16 protein-coding genes and 1 riboswitch are annotated in these 19,392 nt (G+C 70.9%); of the genes, 9 read left to right on the plus strand and 7 right to left on the minus strand.

Annotated features, from left to right (window positions below; genetic code table 11):
* Positions 1-145 precede the first annotated feature (145 nt).
* From AB0N66_RS21200 to AB0N66_RS21225, 6 genes are all read left to right on the plus strand, one after another.
* Positions 146-1,042, plus strand: a complete 897-nt coding sequence (locus tag AB0N66_RS21200; RefSeq protein ID WP_365437522.1) for a LysR family transcriptional regulator — start codon at positions 146-148, stop codon at positions 1,040-1,042.
* A 238-nt stretch (positions 1,043-1,280) separates the two neighbouring features.
* A complete protein-coding gene (locus AB0N66_RS21205; RefSeq protein WP_365437136.1) occupies positions 1,281-2,807 on the plus strand; it encodes an aldehyde dehydrogenase family protein in 1,527 nt (508 codons plus the stop codon).
* A gap of 56 nt (positions 2,808-2,863) precedes the next feature.
* Positions 2,864-4,402, plus strand: coding sequence for a GMC oxidoreductase (locus tag AB0N66_RS21210; RefSeq protein WP_365437139.1), 1,539 nt, complete (start codon positions 2,864-2,866; stop codon positions 4,400-4,402).
* A gap of 116 nt (positions 4,403-4,518) precedes the next feature.
* Positions 4,519-5,697: a glycine betaine/L-proline ABC transporter ATP-binding protein gene (locus AB0N66_RS21215; protein ID WP_365437142.1), complete on the plus strand. Its 1,179-nt coding sequence runs from the start codon at positions 4,519-4,521 to the stop codon at positions 5,695-5,697.
* Complete coding sequence (locus AB0N66_RS21220; RefSeq protein ID WP_365437145.1) at positions 5,697-7,652, plus strand: ABC transporter permease subunit; 1,956 nt, start codon at positions 5,697-5,699, stop codon at positions 7,650-7,652. The genes AB0N66_RS21215 and AB0N66_RS21220 overlap by 1 nt, the downstream gene beginning before the upstream one ends.
* Positions 7,653-7,686: 34 nt before the next feature.
* Positions 7,687-8,625: an ABC transporter substrate-binding protein gene (locus AB0N66_RS21225; RefSeq protein WP_365437147.1), complete on the plus strand. Its 939-nt coding sequence runs from the start codon at positions 7,687-7,689 to the stop codon at positions 8,623-8,625.
* Positions 8,626-8,768: 143 nt separating this feature from the next.
* Here the strand turns inward: AB0N66_RS21225 and AB0N66_RS21230 are convergent, their stop codons facing one another.
* Positions 8,769-9,305 (minus strand): carboxymuconolactone decarboxylase family protein, encoded by a 537-nt coding sequence (locus AB0N66_RS21230; RefSeq protein ID WP_365437150.1) that lies wholly within the window; start codon positions 9,303-9,305, stop codon positions 8,769-8,771.
* A gap of 47 nt (positions 9,306-9,352) precedes the next feature.
* On the opposite strand from AB0N66_RS21230, the gene AB0N66_RS21235 reads away from it, so the two are divergent.
* Positions 9,353-10,750: a PLP-dependent aminotransferase family protein gene (locus AB0N66_RS21235; RefSeq protein ID WP_365437153.1), complete on the plus strand. Its 1,398-nt coding sequence runs from the start codon at positions 9,353-9,355 to the stop codon at positions 10,748-10,750.
* Positions 10,751-10,854: 104 nt separating this feature from the next.
* On the opposite strand, the gene AB0N66_RS21240 is transcribed toward AB0N66_RS21235, so the two are convergent.
* Positions 10,855-11,703 carry a hypothetical protein gene (locus AB0N66_RS21240; protein WP_365437525.1) on the minus strand — a complete coding sequence of 283 codons (849 nt, stop codon included), beginning with the start codon at positions 11,701-11,703 and terminating at the stop codon, positions 10,855-10,857.
* 49 nt (positions 11,704-11,752) lie between these two features.
* The gene (locus AB0N66_RS21245) at positions 11,753-12,676 is read right to left on the minus strand and encodes an alpha/beta hydrolase (protein WP_365437156.1); all 924 of its coding nucleotides are present in this window, start codon (positions 12,674-12,676) and stop codon (positions 11,753-11,755) included.
* 234 nt (positions 12,677-12,910) lie between these two features.
* On the opposite strand from AB0N66_RS21245, the gene AB0N66_RS21250 reads away from it, so the two are divergent.
* Entirely contained in the window at positions 12,911-13,813 is a 903-nt protein-coding gene (locus tag AB0N66_RS21250; RefSeq protein WP_365437159.1) for a helix-turn-helix transcriptional regulator, read from the plus strand.
* 2 nt (positions 13,814-13,815) lie between these two features.
* Here AB0N66_RS21250 and rocD read toward each other — a convergent pair whose 3' ends face one another.
* Entirely contained in the window at positions 13,816-15,036 is a 1,221-nt protein-coding gene (rocD, locus tag AB0N66_RS21255; RefSeq protein ID WP_365437162.1) for an ornithine--oxo-acid transaminase, read from the minus strand.
* 124 nt (positions 15,037-15,160) lie between these two features.
* Positions 15,161-15,247: riboswitch (ZMP/ZTP riboswitch) on the plus strand.
* Positions 15,248-15,288: 41 nt separating this feature from the next.
* Here rocD and AB0N66_RS21260 point away from each other — a divergent pair.
* Positions 15,289-16,737, plus strand: a complete 1,449-nt coding sequence (locus AB0N66_RS21260) for a glycine hydroxymethyltransferase (protein ID WP_365437165.1) — start codon at positions 15,289-15,291, stop codon at positions 16,735-16,737.
* A gap of 130 nt (positions 16,738-16,867) precedes the next feature.
* On the opposite strand, the gene AB0N66_RS21265 is transcribed toward AB0N66_RS21260, so the two are convergent.
* The 3 genes from AB0N66_RS21265 to AB0N66_RS21275 all read right to left on the minus strand — a co-directional run bounded on the left by AB0N66_RS21265 (position 16,868) and on the right by AB0N66_RS21275 (position 19,351).
* Positions 16,868-17,593 (minus strand): hypothetical protein, encoded by a 726-nt coding sequence (locus AB0N66_RS21265; protein ID WP_365437168.1) that lies wholly within the window; start codon positions 17,591-17,593, stop codon positions 16,868-16,870.
* A 206-nt stretch (positions 17,594-17,799) separates the two neighbouring features.
* Positions 17,800-18,780, minus strand: coding sequence for a hypothetical protein (locus AB0N66_RS21270; protein ID WP_365437171.1), 981 nt, complete (start codon positions 18,778-18,780; stop codon positions 17,800-17,802).
* A complete protein-coding gene (locus AB0N66_RS21275; RefSeq protein ID WP_365437528.1) occupies positions 18,773-19,351 on the minus strand; it encodes a sigma-70 family RNA polymerase sigma factor in 579 nt (192 codons plus the stop codon). Before AB0N66_RS21275 ends, AB0N66_RS21270 begins: the two co-directional genes overlap by 8 nt.
* Between the last annotated feature and the right edge of the window lie 41 nt (positions 19,352-19,392).

Raw genomic sequence — 19,392 nt, forward strand, 5'->3', positions numbered from 1 at the left:
ATCCAGGGAATCCAGGGAATCCAGGGAATCCAGGGAATCCAGGGAATCCAGGGAATCCAGGGAATCCAGGGAATCCAGGGAATCCAGGGAATCCAGGGAATCCAGAGAACCCAGAGAACCCGAGCGGTCGGGTGCCGGGCTTGATCTGAATCTGCTGGTCGCCCTCGATGTGCTCCTTGAGGAGCAGAGTGTTCAGGGTGCGGCGCGGCGGCTGCATCTCTCCGAACCCGCCATGAGCCGCACCCTCGGCCGTATCCGCAAGGCGCTCGGGGATCCCGTGCTCGTCCGGGCGGGACGGCGGATGGTGCCCACCCCGCACGCGCTGTCCGTACGGGCGGAGGTGAGCGCGGTGGTGGAGCGGGCGCGGGCCCTGTTCGCGCCGGGCCGGGACACCGACCTCAGGACCGTCAGCCGTACGTTCACGATCCTGGGCCACGACGCGATCGCCGCCCTGTACGGCGCGGCCCTCTTCGCGCGCGCCGCCGAGGAGGCGCCCGGCATCCGCATCCGGTTCCTCTCCGAGAGTCATGTCGACGCGCCGTTCCTGCGGCAGGGGACCGCCGACCTGGAGGTGGGGGTCGTCGACACCACGGCGCCCGAAGTGCATGTGGAGGCCCTCCACGAGGACCGGATGGTCGGGATCGTAAGGGCCGGACATCCGCTGCTGGAGGGGGAGTTGACCCCACGGCGGTTCGCCGAGTCGGCGTCTCACCTGATCGTGTCGCGGCGCGGCAAGCTGCACGGTCCCGTCGATGCCGCGCTCGCCGAACTCGGTCTGGAACGGCGGGTGGTGGGCGCCGTCGGCACCCTGCCTGCCTCGCTGTTCGTACTGCGGGACACCGACCTGATCGGGCTGACCAGCTCCTGGGGCCTGCCGATGGCAGCCACGTTCGGCCTGGTCACCTTCGAGGTTCCCCTCGAACTGCCCCCGCTCAAGCTTGGGTTGGCCTGGCACCCGCGCCATGAGGCCGATCCGGCGCACGCGTGGCTGCGGGGCGTCGTACGGGAGTTGATGGGGGGTTGGTCGGCCGCCGTCGCTTAGGACCTGTCCGGCCGTTTCTCGAACCAGTGGTCCGCGAAGAGGTGGTCGGCAGAGGCCGGGATCCCTGACGCTAACCAGCCCATGTTTCGCCCCATTTGTCCGACTGTTCAGTGATGTGGCCCACTTTCGGCCATGGATTGCGCATGCATACGGACGCCCCGGGCAGGGGCTCACGGTCCCCGAGAGTGACAGTTGGTGACGCTGGGGCGCTGAACAGGAACGGAAGGCAATACCGATCATGTCGGACAGTACGGAACAGCAGGCGGGGAAGACCATTCATGCGGGCGGGGAGTGGCTGGAAGCGGTCTCCGGGGCCACCCGCGAGATCCTCGACCCCGCGGACGCACTGCCGTTCGCCGTGGTCGCGGAGGGTGACGAGAAGGACACGGACATAGCGGTCGCGGCCGCACGCAGCGCCTTCGACGGTGGTGAGGGCCCCTGGCCGCGCACGTCCGTCGCCGAGCGCGCCGCCCTCCTGCGCCGCGTCGCCGATCTCCTCGTACGCGATCGCGAAGAACTCGGGCTGCTGGAGAGCCGTGACGCGGGCAAGACCCTCGAAGAGGGGCGCGTCGACATCGACTGTGTCGCGGACGCCTTCCGGTACTTCGCCGATCTCGTGGTCGGGGAGGGCGGCGGGCGCGTCGTCGACGCGGGCTCCGACGACATTCACAGCGTCGTCGTGCACGAGCCGGTCGGAGTCTGCGCGCTGATCACGCCCTGGAACTACCCCCTGCTCCAGGCGAGTTGGAAGATCGCTCCCGCCCTCGCGGCCGGCAACACCTTCGTCGTCAAGCCGAGCGAGATCACTCCACTGACCACCATCGCCCTGATCCGCCTGCTCGTTGAGGCGGGGCTGCCCGTCGGTGTCGCCAACATCGTCACCGGGCCCGGGCACACCGTCGGCGCCCGGCTCGCCGAGCACCCCGAGGTCGATCTCGTCTCCTTCACCGGCGGTCTCGTCAGCGGTACGAAGGTCGCGCGGGCCGCCGCCGTGACGGTGAAGAAGGTCGCGCTGGAGCTCGGCGGCAAGAACCCCAACGTCGTCTTCGCCGACGCCTGTGCGACGGAGGAAGGGTTCGACACCGCCGTCGACCAGGCCCTCAACGCCGCCTTCATCCACAGCGGCCAGGTGTGCTCGGCGGGCTCCCGCCTCATCGTCGAGGAGTCCGTGCGGGAGCGCTTCGTCGCCGAACTCGCCCGCAGGGCAGGCGCCATCCGGCTCGGCCGCGGCACCGAGGACGGCGTCGAGTGCGGCCCGCTCGTCTCCGAGCAGCAGCGGGAGAAGACGGAGGCGTACGTCGCCTCGGCGCTCGCGGAGGGCGCGGTGCTGCGCGCCGGGGGCAGCCGTCCCGAGCCCTCCGGGACCAGGCCCGCCACCGGGTACTTCTACGAGCCGACCGTCCTGGACCAGTGCCATCGCGAGATGCGGGTCGTCCGCGAGGAGGTCTTCGGGCCCGTGCTGACGGTGGAGACCTTCCGCACGGAGGAAGAGGCCGTCGCGCTCGCCAACGACACCGAGTACGGACTCGCGGGCGCCGTCTGGACCGCCGACGCCGGCCGCGCCCGCCGCGTCGCCGGACGGCTGCGGCACGGCACCGTCTGGATCAACGACTTCCACCCCTATCTCCCGCAGGCGGAGTGGGGCGGCTTCGGCAAGAGCGGCGTCGGGCGGGAGCTCGGCCCGGCCGGTCTCGCCGAGTACCGCGAGACCAAGCACGTGTACCAGAACCTGGCGCCGAAGCCGGTGCGGTGGTTCGCGGGCTGACCCGCGGACCACCTCCTCAACCCCCCACCGAACAAAGCACCTTGGAGTACGTCCCCATGCCCGAGAACACGCATGAGCATGAGTACGACTATGTCGTCATCGGCGGCGGCACCGCCGGTTCCGTCATCGCGTCCCGCCTCACCGAGAACCCCGGCGTCACCGTCGCCGTCATCGAGGGCGGACCCAGCGACGTCGGCCGCGACGACGTCCTCACCCTGCGCCGCTGGATGGGCCTGCTCGGCGGGGAGTTGGACTACGACTACCCGACGACCGAGCAGCCACGCGGCAACTCCTTCATCCGGCACAGCCGCGCCCGGGTGCTCGGCGGCTGTTCCTCGCACAACACGCTGATCGCGTTCAAGCCGCTGCCGTCCGACTGGGACGAGTGGGAGGCGGCGGGCGCCAAGGGCTGGGGCGCGGCGCCGATGGAGGCGTACTTCGCGCGGCTTCTCAACAACATCGTGCCGGTCGACGAGAAGGACCGGAACGCCATCGCGCGTGACTTCGTCGACACCGCGCACGCCGTGCTCGGTGTGCCGCGCGTCGATGGTTTCAACAAGAAGCCGTTCACCGAGGGCGTCGGCTTCTTCGACCTCGCCTACCACCCCGAGAACAACAAGCGGTCGAGCGCGTCGGTGGCGTATCTGCACCCGGTGATGGACGAGCGGCCCAACCTGACTCTGCTCCTTGAGACTTGGGCGTACCGGCTGGAGCTGGAGGGCACGCGTGCGACGGGCGTACACGTCCGCACGAAGGACGGCGAGGAGATCCTTCTGCAGGCTCGGGGTGAAGTCCTGCTGTGTGCGGGCGCCGTGGACTCGCCGCGCCTGCTGCTGCACTCCGGAATCGGGCCGGCGCAGGACCTGGAGCGGCTCGGCATACCCGTCGCGCACGACCTGCCCGGCGTCGGCGAGAACCTGCTCGACCACCCCGAGTCCGTGATCGTCTGGGAGACGAACGGGCCCATCCCCGAGAACTCCGCGATGGACTCCGACGCGGGCCTGTTCGTGCACCGCGACCCCGAACACACGGGTCCCGACCTGATGTTCCACTTCTACCAGGTGCCGTTCACGGACAACCCGGAGCGGCTGGGATACGAGCGTCCCGAGCACGGCGTCTCCATGACCCCCAACATCCCCAAGCCGCGCAGCCGAGGCCGGCTGTATCTGGAGAGCGCCGACCCGGCGGTCAAACCCGCCCTCGACTTCCGGTACTTCACCGACGAGGACGACTACGACGGCCGTACCCTCGTCGACGGCATCAAGATCGCCCGCGAGATCGCCAGGTCCGAACCGCTCGCCGGCTGGCTCAAGCGCGAGGTGTGCCCGGGTCCTGAGATCACGGACGACGAGGAGCTCAGCGCGTACGCGCGGCATGTGGCGCACACCGTGTACCACCCGGCGGGCACCTGCCGTATGGGCGACGGAGCGGACGAACTCGCCGTCGTGGACCCCGAGTTGCGCATCCGGGGCCTGGACGGCATCCGGATCGCCGACGCGTCCGTCTTCCCGACGATGCCCGCCGTGAACCCGATGATCGGGGTCCTCATGGTCGGGGAGAAATGCGCCGAGCTGATCGGGGGCGGGGTGCGATGAGTACGACGTCCGAGAGTACGACGTCCGAGGCGAACGTGACTGAGGCGACTGTGAGCGGGGCGACTGCGGCTGAGGTGACTGTGACTGTGACTGAGGCGACCGTGAGTGGGGCGACTGTGACTGTGACTGCGGCTGAGACGGCCGCGACGCCCGTCTTCTCCGTACGCAACCTGTGGAAGGTCTTCGGACCGAAGGCCGACCGCGTCCCCGGCGACCCCGAACTCGCGGCGCTCACCTCCGCCGAACTCCGGTCCCGTACCGGCTGCACGGCCGCCGTCCACGACGTCAGCTTCGACGTGCACAAGGGCGAGGTCTTCGTCGTGATGGGCCTGTCCGGCTCGGGCAAGTCCACGCTCGTGCGCTGTCTGACCCGGCTCATCGAGCCGACGTCGGGCGCGCTCGCCATCGACGGCGAGGACGTCCTCGCGATGGACGCGGCCCGGCTGCGCGAACTGCGCCGCCACCGTGCCGCGATGGTCTTCCAGCACTTCGGTCTGCTGCCGCACCGCTCGGTCCTGGACAACGTCGCGTACGGCCTGGAGATCCAGGGGATGTCCAAGAGCGCGCGCCGGGAGCGGGCGCAGGAGATCGTCACCAAGGTCGGCCTGGAGGGCATGGAACAGCGGCGGCCCGGACAGCTGTCCGGTGGTCAGCAGCAGCGTGTCGGGCTCGCCCGGGCTCTTGCCGCCGATCCCCAAGTCCTGCTGTTCGACGAGCCGTTCAGTGCGCTCGACCCGCTGATCCGGCGCGACATGCAGGAGGAGGTCATCCGGCTCCACCGCGAGGAGGGCCGCACGATGGTCTTCATCACCCACGATCTCAACGAGGCCCTGCGGCTCGGCGACCGCATCGCCCTGATGCGCGACGGCCGGATCGTCCAGCTCGGCACCCCCGAGGAGATCGTCGGCTCGCCGGCCGACGACTACGTGCGTGAGTTCGTACGGGATGTTCCGCGCGAGCAGGTGATGACGGTGCGGTCGGCCATGCGCGCCGCGTCCGCCGCCGAGGCGGGCGGCCGGGGTCCAGCCGTGGCGCCGGGCGCGACCGTGTCGGAGGCGATCGAGGCGGTGGCACGGGCGGGAGCTCCGGCGCGGGTGATGGAGCGGGGGCGGTGCCTCGGGGTTGTGGACTCGCCTTCACTGCTCGGGGTGGTGGCCGGGGTGTCCGGCGTATCCGGTGTGTCCCCCAACGGCGGCAGCGGCAGCAACGGCGGCTCCGACGGCCCCGGCGGGCACGTCGACGTCAAAGCCGCCGACGACAGCTTCGACGCCGTCCGCGGTGAGGAAGTGGCCTGATGGCTGCCGTCACCGCACCCGTCGGCCATACCGGACCGGCCGACCGGGCCAGAAGCCTCCTCCGCCACCGAGCCGCCGGCAAGCTCCTGCTGCTCGCCCTGGCGGCAGCCGTCCTCGTGCCCGTCCTCAACTCCCAGTGGGCAAGCGGCACTTGGCCCAACGCCCTCACCGTCGACCTGACCGAACCCCTCGGCAGGGCCAGCGACTGGATCATCGACAACCGGGACAGCCACCCGCTGTTCCTGTACTTCTTCGGGTACGTCAGCAACGCCGTCACCCTCGCCGTACGCGCCGTCTACCTGGTGCTGCTCGGCGCGGGCTGGGCCGGGGTGACCGCGGTGGCGGCACTCGTGGCCTGGCGGGTCGCGGGCGTGCGACTGGCGCTCGGTACGGCCGCCGCGTTCCTCGCCTGCGGCCTGCTCGGTATGTGGGTGCCCACCATGCAGACGCTGGCGCTCATGGTGGTCGCGGTGCTCGCGTCCGTCGCGCTCGGCGCGCTGCTCGGCCTCGCGGCGGGCCTGTCCGACCGTACGTACCGCGCGTTGCGGCCGGTCCTCGACACCATGCAGGTGCTCCCGGCGTTCGCGTACCTCCTCCCGGTCGTCCTGATCTTCGGCATCGGTGTCCCGGCCGCCGTCCTCGCGACCGTCGTGTACGCCGCGCCGCCCATGGCCCGCCTCACCGCGCTCGGCCTGCGCGACGCCGACGGAGGTGTCATGGAGGCCGTCGCCTCACTCGGCGCCACGGCCCGCCAGCGCCTGCTCACCGCCCGCCTTCCGCTCGCCCGCAAGGAACTCCTCCTCGGCCTCAACCAGACGATCATGATGGCGCTGTCCATGGCCGTCATCGCCTCCGTGATCGGCGCGGGCGGTCTCGGCGACCGCGTCTACCAGGCCCTCGCCTCGGTCGACGTGGGCGCCGCGCTCGCGGCCGGAGTCCCGATCGTGCTGCTCGCGGTCGTACTGGACCGGGTGACGGCGGCCGCGGGGGAGCGGCTCGGCGAATCCGACGGAAGCCTCCCGCGCTGGGGTTACGCCGCTGCGGCAGCCCTCGTCGTGGCGGTCGCCGGACGTCTCGCGGGCCGACTCGACTGGCCCGAGGCCTGGAACGTGGCCATCGCCGAGCCCGTGAACCGGACCGTCGACTGGATGACCGACCACCTCTACTCCGGCGTCCCCTACATCGGCGGAACGGCCGACTGGGCCGCCCACTTCACCACCTGGATCCTCAACCCCCTCCGGGACGGCCTCCAGTGGCTGCCCTGGTGGTCGGTCCTCCTGATCGTCGCCGCGCTCGCCTGGCTGATCGGCACCTGGCGCACGGCGCTCACCGCGGTCCTCGCGATGGCCGCGATCGGCGTCCTGGGCGTCTGGCAGCCGTCTCTCGACACCTTGTCGCAGGTGCTCGCGGCGGTCGCCGTGACCCTTGTCCTCGGCCTCGCGACCGGCATCGCGGCGGCGCGCAGCGAGCGCGTCGAACGCCTGCTGCGGCCGGTCCTCGACGTCTTCCAGACGATGCCGCAGTTCGTGTATCTGATCCCGGTCGTGGCGCTCTTCGGCATCGGCCGCGCGCCCGCCGTCGCCGCGGCCGTGGTCTACGCCCTCCCCGCCGTCGTCCGCATAACCACCCAGGGCCTGCGCGCGGTCGACCCCGCCGCACTGGAGGCAGCCCGCTCGCTCGGCGCCACCAGCGGGCAGCAACTGCGCCAGGTCCAGCTCCCGTTGGCCCGCCCGGCGCTGCTTCTCGCCGTCAACCAGGGTGTCGTACTCGTCCTCGCCGTCGTCATCATCGGCGGTCTGGTCGGCGGCGGCGCGCTCGGCTACGACGTCGTGTTCGGCCTGGCTCAGGGCGACTTGGCGACCGGCCTGGTCGCCGGCGCCGCCATCGTCTGCCTCGGCCTGATGCTCGACCGGGTGACCCAGCCGACGCAGCGCCGTCCGAAGAAGGGAGCGTGACATGTCTCGTACGCGGATGATGTCTCGTACGCAAATGACCGCCGCTCTTGCGGGACTGGTCCTGGCGACCGGTTGCGGCGCCGCCGACATGACCAAGCAGGCCTCGCCCTTCGCCAACGCGCAGGGCGCCAAGACCGTGACCCTCTCCGTGCAGTCGTGGGTCGGCGCGCAGGCCAATGTGGCCGTGGCGCAGTACCTGCTCGAACACGAGCTGGGCTACCGCGTCGACACCGTCCAGGTCGACGAGGTCCCCGCGTGGGACGCGCTGAGCCAGGGCCGGGTCGACGCGATCCTGGAGGACTGGGGCCACCCCGACCAGGAGAAGCGGTACGTCGACGACAAGAAGACGATCACCTCCGGCGGGGGACTGGGGGTGACCGGGCACATCGGCTGGTACGTCCCCACGTACTTCGCCAAGCAGCACCCGGACGTCACCGACTGGAAGAACCTCAACAAGTACGCCGACCAGCTCCGCACGGCGGAGAGCGGCGGCAAGGGCCAACTCCTCGACGGCTCACCGTCGTACGTCACGAACGACAAGGCGCTCGTCGACAACCTGAAGCTCGACTACCAGGTGGTGTTCGCCGGTTCGGAAGCGGCCCAGATCACCCAGATGCAACAGTTCGCGAAGGAGAAGAAGCCCTTCCTCACGTACTGGTACGCCCCCCAGTGGCTCTTCAAGAAGGTCCCCATGACCGAGGTGAAGCTTCCGGCCTACGAGGAGGGCTGCGACGCGGACCCGACGAAGGTCGCCTGCGCCTACCCCCACACCCCACTCCAGAAGTACCTCAACACCGACTTCGCCCGGTCCGGCGGCCAGGCGGCCGCCTTCCTGAAGAACTTCAAGTGGACGACGGAGGACCAGAACGAGGTGTCGTTGCTGATCGCCGACGACAAGCTGCCGGCGCAGGAGGCGGCGAAGAAGTGGGTGGCGGGCCACGAGTCGACATGGAGGGCATGGCTTCCGTCCTAGCGTCGTCCATAGGCCCACGCCGGGCGCCTCACTTCACTTCACTTCACCTCGCCTCGCCTCGCCTCGCAGGAAGGCGCCCGGCAAGACTTAGGACTGGCCTGCGACAGGCCCACCACTGGCCGGGGGGCTGGCCTGCGACTGACCTATGACTTGAACTGCCCGGCCTCGTAGTGACCCGGCACGAGTCGGCACGCCACCCCGAACCGGTTCCAGGCGTTGATCACCGTGATCGAGGCGATCAGCTGCGCCAGCTCACCCTCCTCGAAGTGCTCGGCGGCACGCTCGTATACGGCGTCCGCCACGAACCCGTCCCTCAGCACGGTCACCGCCTCGGTCAGTTCGATCGCCGCGAGCTCCTTCTCCGTGTAGAAGTGCGGCGACTCCTCCCACGCGCTGAGCTGCACGATCCGCTCGACGCTCTCACCGGCCGCGAGCGCGTCCTTGGTGTGCATGTCGAGACAGAACGCGCAGTGGTTGAGCTGCGAGGCGCGGATCTTCACAAGCTCCAGGAGTACGGGGTCCACGCCCTGCCGGGCTGCCGCGTCGAGCCTGACCATGGCCTTGTAGACGTCGGGGGCGAGCTTGGCCCAGGGGAGACGGGCGCTGGGCTCGGGGGCGTACGTCGTGGTCTCGTCGTTGTCCGTCGGCACGGTTCGGGGGGTGGTGGTGTGCGTAGTCATGTGATGGACCCTACGAGCGGAGTAGCCCAGGGGTATGGTCCATTTCCATGGCAGAAACATGGGCCACTTTGGGGGTCGACCTGCATGTCGAGCCGACCGGGCCCGGTGTTCGCAGAGGTCTGACGGACGCGCTGCGGGAGGCCGTCCGCAGCGGTCGGCTCGCCCCAGGAATCCGCCTCCCCTCGTCCCGTTCGCTCGCCGCCGACCTGGGCATCGCCCGCAACACGGTCGCCGACGCGTACGCCGGTCTCGTCGCCGAGGGCTGGCTCACCGCACGGCAGGGCTCGGGCACCCGGGTGGCGGAGAGAGCGGTTCCACGGCCGGCGCCGGAATCGGCGCCCCGCACCCGCGAGCCGGGCCACCCCATGTACGACCTGGTCCCCGGCAGCCCCGACCTCGCCTCCTTCCCGCGCGCCGAGTGGCTCAAGGCCGCCCGCCGCGCCCTGACCGCAGCACCGCACGAGGCCTTCGGCTACGGCGACGCGCGCGGCCGTCCCGAACTGCGCACCGCCCTCGCGGGCTACCTCTCCCGCGCCCGTGGTGTACGGGCTGACGCGGACCGCATCGTCATCTGTTCCGGGTTCGCGGACGCCCTGACGCTGCTCGGCGCGGTCCTGCGCCGACGGGGCCTGCGCTCGCTCGCCGTGGAGTCGTACGGCCTCGACGTGCACTGGAACCTGCTGCACCGTTCGGGCCTGCGCACGGTCCCCCTGCCGCTCGACGAACTCGGCACCCGAACGGACGAGTTGACGGGCGTACGGGCCCTGCTGCTGACCCCCGCGCACCAGTTCCCCATGGGGGTCCCGCTCCACCCCGACCGCCGGGCCGAGGTCGTGGACTGGGCCCGCCGCACCGGAGGGCTGATCCTGGAGGACGACTACGACGGCGAGTTCCGCTACGACCGCCAGCCGGTCGGCGCCCTGCAAGGCCTCGACCCCGACCGCGTGGTCTACCTCGGCACCGCCAGCAAATCCCTGGCACCCGGCCTGCGCCTGGGCTGGCTGGTCCTGCCGCCGTCGCTCGCGGGCGAGGTCAAGGCGCTGAAGGGCGGGGGCGGTTGGTCCACCGGCGTCCTTGACCAACTGACCCTCGCGGAGTTCATCACCTCCGGCGCCTACGACCGCCACGTCCGCGCCGCCCGCCTCCGCTACCGCCGCCGCCGCGACGCCCTGGTCTCCTCCCTCGCCACCCGCGCCCCCGTCGTCCACGCCACCGGCATCGCGGCCGGCCTCCACGCCGTCCTCCAACTCCCGCCCGGCACCGAGCAGTCCGTCGTACGAGCGGCAGCGTGGCAGGGCCTCGCCCTCCACGGCCTGTCCCGCTACCGCCACCCGGACGCCGTCACCGATCCACTCGACGCGCTGGTGGTGGGATACGGCACACCGCCGGACCATGCGTGGTCGGGGGCGCTGGACGCGCTGTGCGGGTCGCTGGAAATCATCTAGCCCGTCCGGCGTTTGAGGACGAGGCCGTTCAGGCCGACAGCGGGGGTCCGGGGGCGGCAGCCCCCAGATACGGGACGGGCAGGGGCGGAGGGGGCGAAAAACCCCTACGTCCCCCCTTCCACCGGCGCCTCCCCGAACCGCGCCAGCGCCAACGCCCCGACCACCGCCACCGCGAACCCCAGAACCGCCAGCCACCCCAAACCCTCCCGCGTACGGTCCCCCAGCCACACCACTCCCACCACCGCAGGCCCGACGGTCTCCCCCACGACCATCCCGGCGGTGGCCACGGTCACCGACCCCCGCTGCAGGGCGGATGTGAGAAGCAGAAACGCCGCACCTCCACCCACGAGTAGCGCGTACGTCGCCGGGTTGCGCAGCAGATATCCGACCGCGAGCGAGTCGATAAGTCGGACCGCCACCTCAACCACTCCGAACCCGAACCCGGCCCCCAGCCCCAGGACAAGCGCCCGCCCCCGCCCGGGCAACCGCCCGCCCACGGCCCCCAGCAGCAGCACCGCCACCGCGGTCCCCAACATCGCGTACTTCAACGCGTCGGACCCCGCCCGGTCCCCCTCGGCCCCCGACGCCAGCCCCAGCATCGCGAGCCCCGCGCACACCACTCCCACCGCACCCCACTCGACCCGGTTCAGCCGCACGCGCAGCAGCCGCGCCGCGACCACCGCCGTCACCGCCAGGCTCGCGGCGAGCGCCGCACCCACCGTGTAGATGGGCAGGGACCGCAGCGCAGCGATCTGGAGCACGAACCCCGCCCCGTCGAGTGCGAGCCCGACCAGATACCGCCACTGCCGCAACGCACGCAGGAGCAGCGCGGCATCCACCCCTGACCCGCTGCCCGAGCTGCCGCCGTCGCCGGCCGCAGCCGCCCGCGCGGCCATCGCCTGCAACACCGTCGCCGTACCGAAGCAGACCGCCGCGCCAAGGGCACAGATCATTCCAAAGAGCACGAAGCGACTGTAGTGAAGCAGCCGCGTGCCCGGCGTCCTACTTGGCCCCGGCCAGGTGGGCCCGGAAGAAGTCGGTCAGTTGCGCGACCGCGGGGCCCACGTACTGCTCCTTGTCGTAGAGGTCGACATGGCCGGCGCCGTCGATCCAGTGGAGTTCCTTGGGACCGCGGGCGCTCTGGAACGCCTCGACGCTCATCCAGGAGGTCACCGCCTCGCTTCCGACCACCATCAGGAGCGGGCGCGGCGCGATCAGATCGACGAAGCGGAAGGCGTCGAAGGAGACCATGTGATCAACGCTGGACCAGGTGAGGAACTTCGCCGAGCGCGGGTGCTGAGCGCGGTCGGTGCAGTAGTACTCGAAGCCGTCCAAGCCGTGCCGGCCGCCCAGGGCGCGGGCCTGCTCGGCGGTGTCGGGGAAGAGCTGGAAACTCTGGACACCCTCGCCGCGGGCCTCGGCGGTACGCGCCGCCGCGGCCGCGTCGAGCATGCCCTGGATGACGGCCGGATCCTGGGTGCCGTCCGCGCCCAGGCGGAACTGGCGGGCGATGTCGACGGCACTGACGGTGCCGACGGCCCTGATGCGGTGGTCGGTGGCGGCGGCGGGAAGTACATACCCACCGGAGGCGCAGATGCCCAGCGCCCCGATGCGGTCGGGGTCGACCTCGTCACGGGTGGTGAGGAACGAGACCGCGGCCTTGATGTCCTCCACCCGGTGGGCCGGGTCCTCCAGGCCGCGCGGGGTGCCCTCGCTCTCCCCCTGGAAGGCGGCGTCGAACGCGAGGGCGACGAAGCCCTGCCCGGCCAGGCGCCGCGCGTACAGTCCGGCGGCTTGTTCCTTCACACCGCTGCCGGGATGGCCCACGACGACGGCGGGGTGAGGGCCGCCGACTTCGCTGTCGGGGGTGTGGAGATGACCGGCGATCTTCAGTCCGGCGCTGAGAAAGGTGACGTCCGTCTTCATGGGGGTGTTCTCCAGTCGTACAGGGCGGCTCGGTGGCTCATGGGGCTCGCCTCACGGGGGGTCGCTTCACGGGCCTCGCCACAGGGGGGCGAGGTTCCGGGGGTCGACGTGAGTCCGCAGTCCGCCGACCACATCCACCACCGTCGCGCCGCCTCGTGCGGGGTGCCAGGGAGGGCCCTGCCTGTGCAGACCAGTACCAGGCACGCGGCTGCGGCCTGGCGGACACTGGGAGGCATGGAAAGCCATGGCGAGTCTTCGAGCGGCAACGAACTGGGCGACTTCCTTCGCGCCCGCCGCGCCGCCCTCGACCCGCACCGCCTCGGCCTGCCCGATGACGGCCGCCTGCGCCGGGTCCCGGGCCTGCGCCGCGAGGAACTGGCCCAGCTCGCGCACGTGAGCATCGACTACGTCGTACGGCTTGAACAGGGACGCACCCGCCGGGTCTCCCGCCCGGTCCTCGACGCGCTCGCCGACGCGCTGCAGCTCGCCCCGGACGAACGCGCGTACTTGTTCACCGTGGCGGATGCCACGCAGGTCACCCCCGCGACTCGGCCAGGCGGACAGAAGGTCGACGGGCAGCTGCGGCAACTTCTCGACGGCATGCACGACATCCCGGCAATGGTCCTCAACCGCCGGATGGACGTGCTGGCCTGGAACCGTGGCGCGGCCGCCCTGCTGACCGACTTCGCCGCGCTGCCCCCGGTCGAGCGCAACCTGATCCGGCTGACCTTCCTCGACGACGCCTACCGAGCCCTGTACGCGGACTGGCCGCGCGCCGCACGCGAGTGCGTCGCGGTCCTGCGGATGGAGGCCGGACGTCACCCCGACGACCAGGCACTGTCCGCCCTGGTCGGCGAACTCACCGTCCGCGACCCGGACTTCCGGACCTGGTGGGCAGACCACCAGGTCCGCGGGCCCAGGCAGCTCGCCAAGACCTACCACCACCCGGTCATCGGCAGCGTGACCCTCGACGTCCAGCAGTTCTCCGTCGACACACAGCCCGACCAGCAACTGGTCGCCTACACCGCCCCACCCGACTCCCCCTCCCAGGAAGCACTGCGTTTCCTCCTCCAGTGGTCGGCCCACCCCACCGACCGGCCGGACACCCCCGCCACGGAGCGTGGCCGCCGCGACTAGCCCTACGCCTTGACGGTGAGCACCCCGCGGAGCTGGGCGAGCCCCCAGTCCAGGTCCTCCTTGCTGATGACCAGCGGTGGGGCGATCCGGATGGTGACCCCGTGGGTGTCTTTCACCAGGACACCCCGGTCCATCAGCTTCTCGGAGATCTCCCGGCCCGTTCCGTACGCGGGGGCGATGTCGACACCCGCCCACAGCCCACGCCCGCGCACCTGCGTCACATGACGTGTGCCCGTCAACAGGCCCAGCTCGTGGTGCAGATGATCACCAAGCTCGGCGGCCCGCCGCTGATACTCGCCCGACCGCAGCATCGCGATCACCTCAAGGGCCACCGCACAGGCCAGCGGATTCCCCCCGAACGTCGACCCGTGCTCCCCCGGCCGGAACACCCCGAGCACCTCGGCCGAGGACACCACCGCCGACACCGGCACAACCCCGCCCCCGAGCGCCTTGCCCAGCACATACATGTCAGGCACGACCCCCTCGTGCTCACAGGCGAAGGTCCGGCCCGTCCGCCCCAGCCCCGACTGGATCTCGTCCGCGATGAACAGGACGTTCCGCTCACGCGTCACCTCGCGCACCCCCTGGAGGTAGCCCTCCGGCGGCACCAGTACCCCCGCCTCCCCCTGGATCGGCTCCAGCAGCACGGCGACCGTCTCCTCGGTGACCGCCTCCCGCAACGCTGCCAGATCCCCGTACGGCACCACATCGAAGCCCGGCGTGTACGGCCCGAAGTCCGCCCGCGCCTCCACGTCCGTGGAGAAGCTGATGATCGTCGTCGTACGGCCGTGGAAGTTGTCGCTCGCCACCACGATCCTCGCCCTGCCGTCCGGGACGCCCTTGACCCGGTACCCCCACTTCCGGGCCGTCTTCACGGCCGTCTCCACCGCCTCCGCGCCCGTGTTCATCGGCAGCACCATCTCCATGCCGCACAGCTCCGCCAACTGCGTGCAGAACTCGGCGAACCGGTCGTGGTGAAACGCCCGCGACGTCAGCGTCACCCGCTCCAGCTGCGCTTTCGCCGCGTCGATCAGCCGCCGGTTGCCATGTCCGAAATTCAGCGCCGAGTATCCGGCGAGCATGTCGAGATAGCGGCGCCCCTCGACATCCGTCATCCACGCCCCGTCCGCCGTCGCCACGACAACCGGCAGCGGCTGGTAGTTGTGCGCACTGTGCGCGTCGGCCGAGGCGAAGTACGCCCGTGTGGTCTCCGTAGCGCTCACGGGGTCCTCCGTTTCCTATCGCACAGGGGAATGGTGGCCGGTTTTCGGCCCAATCCCATCGTCCCTCTCGTCGCTCGCATCGTGGACTCAGGAACCTCGCGATCCGGCGCGCCCGGTAGGGTGACCGGCGGGCCGTGACTGGCGCGCTGGGATGGGACCGACCATCGGGGAGCGGCTCGCAGACTGAGTGCCGTGCGCCTGGGCCGAACCGTGAATCGTGAACGTTGTACGCCACGCCGTCCGGAGGCCGCCATGTCAGAACAGCCCGTTTCCACCCAGTCCACCGCCTTCCGCAGCGCCCTCGAAGTGATCCGGGCCGTGGAGCCCCGCGTCGCCGACGCCATCGGCCAGGAACTCGCCGACCAGCGCGACATGCTCAAGCTGATCGCCTCCGAGAACTACGCCTCCCCGGCGACCCTCCTGGCCATGGGCAACTGGTTCAGTGACAAGTACGCCGAGGGCACCGTCGGCCGCCGCTTCTACGCCGGCTGTCGCAACGTCGACACCGTCGAGGCCCTCGCCGCCGAGCACGCCCGCGAACTCTTCGGCGCCGAGCACGCCTACGCCCAGCCGCACTCCGGCATCGACGCCAACCTCGTCGCCTTCTGGGCCGTCCTCGCCCAGCGCGTCGAGGCCCCGGCGCTCGCCAAGGCCGGCGTCCGCAACGTCAACGACCTCACCGAGGCCGACTGGGCCCAGCTCCGCCGCGACCTCGGCAACCAGCGCATGCTCGGCATGTCCCTGGACGCCGGCGGCCACCTCACCCACGGATTCCGCCCGAACATCTCCGGCAAGATGTTCGACCAGCGCTCCTACGGCACCGACCCCGCCAGCGGCCTCATCGACTACGAGGCCCTGCGCACCTCCGCCCGTGAGTTCAAGCCCCTGATCATCGTCGCCGGCTACTCCGCCTACCCCCGCCTGGTGAACTTCCGCATCATGCGGGAGATCGCGGACGAGGTCGGCGCGACGCTGATGGTCGACATGGCCCACTTCGCCGGCCTCGTCGCCGGCAAGGTCCTCACCGGCGACTTCGACCCCGTCCCGCACGCCCAGATCGTCACCACCACCACCCACAAGTCACTGCGCGGCCCGCGCGGCGGCATGGTGCTGTGCGACGAGACCCTCGCCGAGCAGGTCGACCGTGGCTGCCCGATGGTCCTCGGCGGCCCCCTTCCGCATGTCATGGCCGCCAAGGCCGTCGCGCTCGCCGAGGCCCGCCGCCCCGACTTCCGTGACTACGCCCAGGCCGTCGTCGACAACGCCCGCGCCCTCGCCGAGGGCCTGATGCGCCGCGGCGCCACGCTGGTCACCGGCGGCACCGACAACCACCTCAACCTGATCGACGTCGCCTCCTCCTACGGCCTCACCGGCCGCCAGGCCGAGACCGCGCTGCTCGACTCGGGCATCGTCACCAACCGCAACTCCATCCCCGCCGACCCCAACGGTGCCTGGTACACCTCCGGTATCCGCATCGGCACGCCCGCGCTGACCACGCGTGGCCTGGGCGCGGTGGAAATGGATGAGATCGCAGGGCTCATCGACCGCGTCCTCACCGCCGCCGAGCCCGGCACCACCGCCAAGGGCAGCCCGTCCAAGGCGCAGCATGTCCTGGACCCGAAGATCTCCGACGAGATCTCGCACCGCGCCACCGACCTGCTCACCGGCTTCCCCCTCTACCCGGAGATCGACCTCGGCTGAGCTCGCGGCCGGGGACGGTCTTCACAGGTCTCGTCGGCTTCACGAGGTTGACCGATGTTCGCGATGTTCTCGTGTGTCACGAGCTTCGTGGCCTTCGTGAGCGTCGCGACCTTCGCGAGCGTCGCCAGGCTCATGAGTCGATCAGCTCCTGTCGCGGTCCCGGCTCCCGATCCGCCCGCCGTCGGGCCGGCGACAGCCGACGCCGCACCTCCGGGACGAGCGGCCGTAGCACCAGCGCCAGCACAGCTCCGGCCGCGGCTCCCGGTATCGCCCACCACCAGTCCGTACCGTCGCCCGGCGTCGCGGCGGCCGTCGTAACGGACTGGTCGGTGGGTATGGGGGCGGCTGCTGCGGCGCCGTCCGACTGCCAGGGTGCCGGATAGATGGCCCCGACGCCGGCACCTGACGACTTGCCGAGCACGCCGAGTGACTTGAACAGCGCTCGCACCGCGTCCGGTTGCTCGGCCTTGTGCCAGTAGCCGTTCGTGGACTGCGGCACGTCGTTGGCCGTGTGTATCCAGACCTCTCCGCCTCGTTCGGTGTCCGGATACACGCGGTCGACCCGCCACGGCGACACGTCATGGACCAGCCACGTCACATTGATCTGACGGCCGCTGCCCACACCCAGCCCGGGCGGCACGTCGCGTGTACCACTGGTCGGCTCGCCGAGCAGGTCCTGCAACTCGCCGTACTCCTCGTCCGAGTAGTAGAACGCCGCGGTCTCCTCGCTCTCCGGCGAGACCACCAGCACACTCGTCGGGCCGCCCGCCGTCGCAAGCGGTGCGCTCAGCAACACCACGGCGACGGCCATCGCCAACGCCCCAAGCGCCGCCACCAGTTCACGAATCCTGCGCATCCGAACCCCCAAGCAACCAGTCGATCCAGGTGCGGCGCCCGCCCGCACGCTGCGTGTCACTTCTGGTACACCGCTCGACGCCTCGGGGTTCCCATTCCGCTCGGAGCAGTTTTGGACTGGGTCCCGGATCCCGGACCAGTTCGCGGGCTCGTCGGCGGGCATGTCGGCGGACCCGTCGGTGGACAGGGCAGTGCGCCGGGGGAGGACTAGTCGGCCGACCGGTTGACGGACTTGGCGATCTCCACCGCCCGGGACCTGGTCGCCACGCCCTCCAGCCGAAAGGTCATGTCACCCCCGTGCATCCAGAGCAGAGTCGGTCCGGCGGTCCGCTGGGAGCGGGTGAACCGGTCGCCGTGTTCGTCCAACAGCCAGATCTCCAGGAGATGGGGCCTGGCAAACCACAGCGCCTGATTCGCGTAGTCCGTGCCGGCGCCCAGCGGCACATACTCCGGCTGCTCTCTCACCATCTTGGTGAACGTCGGGTCCAGTTGCGCCGCGAACTCGTCCAGCCGCACCGTGTGCCCCTGCTCACGCCAGCACAGAGTGACCAGGAACCGCCCCTTCGGCTCACGCGTCACCATCACCGCTCCCGGTGTCCCCAGAGCAGTGGGCACGACCGGTGCGAAGCCCGCCTGCCGTCCGGCCTCGGCAAGGGTCAACGAGGAGCCCTCGCAGCCGGGCACCTTCGCTCCGGGTGAGGGCACTGCCGACGGGGCGTACCGCACCTCGACCCCGCCGAAGTCGAACCAGTCCACCACCGCGGCGCGCACCGGCGGCGTGAGCACGAGGACCGTGAGCAGTCCGCACAGGCCCGCGGTCAGCGCGCGCCAGCGCATCCGGGCCCAGCGGCGCACCCCGCGGAGCCGCTCGCCGCGCCCCGGAGGCTCGGCGACAGGGGCCGGGACCGGGTTCGGGACCGGGTTCTGGACTGGTAGCCGTTCGGCGAGTATCTGCTCCAGCACCCTCTCGACCATCGACTCGCTTCCGGCCGCCCCCGGCTGATCCAGCGAGCGCCCGAGTGCCCGCAGCTCGTCGGGCAGCCGCGAGACGCCCTCACGCTCACGCTCACGCCCGTGCCCGTGCCCGTGCCCGTGCCCGTGCCCGTGCCCGTGCCCACGGCCACGATCACGCCGATCCCGGTCACCGGAGGACGACCCCGCGCCCCCAGGCTCGTACGGCTCACTCATGTTCATCACCTCCTTCCCGGGACTCCCGGTGATCCCCAGGCTCGAAATCCGGCAGCAGTCGCTCCAGCTTCCGCAGAGCGCGGCTGAGCCGTGACTTCACCGTGCCGCGGGGCCAGCCGAGGGCCTGGGCCGTCTCCGGTTCGTCCATCTCCAGGAGATAGCGGTAGGTGACGACGAGCCGGTGGTCCTCGCTCAACCGGTCCAGGGCGACCAGCAGTGCCGCGCGGCGCTCTATCTCCAACGCTGCGACCGCCGGGTCGGCCGATTCCGGTATCAGCGGCTCCGCCTCCACGAGCGCGGCCTCGCGGCCGGCCAGCGTCCGTTGGCGTACCGCCGTCCGCACTGTGTTCCTCGTCTCATTGGCGACGATCGACAGCAGCCACGGCTTGAACGCCGCGCCGTCCCGAAAGCGCCCCAGCGAGCAGTACGCCTTGATGAACGCCTGCTGCACCACGTCCTCCGCGTCCGCACCCGCCCCCAGCGCCTTGGCCGCCCTGATCGCGATGCCCGTATGGGCGCGCACCAGCTCCGCGTACGCCTCCGGCTCCCCGGCGCGTACCCGTGCGATCACCACGGCCTCGTCGACGACGATGCGGCCCCCCTCCCGCGTCC

The organism is Streptomyces sp. NPDC093544, assembly GCF_040683495.1.
In the GTDB taxonomy this organism is placed as follows: domain Bacteria; phylum Actinomycetota; class Actinomycetes; order Streptomycetales; family Streptomycetaceae; genus Streptomyces.

Bases quoted from the DNA above. Each gene is read 5' to 3' on its own strand.
- AB0N66_RS21205 (WP_365437136.1), top strand. From the start codon at position 1,281: ATGTCGGACAGTACGGAACAGCAGGCGGGGAAGACCATTCATGCGGGC.
- AB0N66_RS21210 (WP_365437139.1), top strand. From the start codon at position 2,864: ATGCCCGAGAACACGCATGAGCATGAGTACGACTATGTCGTCATCGGC.
- AB0N66_RS21220 (WP_365437145.1), top strand. From the start codon at position 5,697: ATGGCTGCCGTCACCGCACCCGTCGGCCATACCGGACCGGCCGACCGG.
- AB0N66_RS21225 (WP_365437147.1), top strand. From the start codon at position 7,687: ATGACCGCCGCTCTTGCGGGACTGGTCCTGGCGACCGGTTGCGGCGCC.
- AB0N66_RS21230 (WP_365437150.1), bottom strand. From the start codon at position 9,305: ATGACTACGCACACCACCACCCCCCGAACCGTGCCGACGGACAACGAC.
- AB0N66_RS21235 (WP_365437153.1), top strand. From the start codon at position 9,353: ATGGCAGAAACATGGGCCACTTTGGGGGTCGACCTGCATGTCGAGCCG.
- AB0N66_RS21240 (WP_365437525.1), bottom strand. From the start codon at position 11,703: ATGATCTGTGCCCTTGGCGCGGCGGTCTGCTTCGGTACGGCGACGGTG.
- AB0N66_RS21245 (WP_365437156.1), bottom strand. From the start codon at position 12,676: ATGAAGACGGACGTCACCTTTCTCAGCGCCGGACTGAAGATCGCCGGT.
- AB0N66_RS21250 (WP_365437159.1), top strand. From the start codon at position 12,911: ATGGAAAGCCATGGCGAGTCTTCGAGCGGCAACGAACTGGGCGACTTC.
- AB0N66_RS21260 (WP_365437165.1), top strand. From the start codon at position 15,289: ATGTCAGAACAGCCCGTTTCCACCCAGTCCACCGCCTTCCGCAGCGCC.
- AB0N66_RS21265 (WP_365437168.1), bottom strand. From the start codon at position 17,593: ATGCGCAGGATTCGTGAACTGGTGGCGGCGCTTGGGGCGTTGGCGATG.
- AB0N66_RS21270 (WP_365437171.1), bottom strand. From the start codon at position 18,780: ATGAGTGAGCCGTACGAGCCTGGGGGCGCGGGGTCGTCCTCCGGTGAC.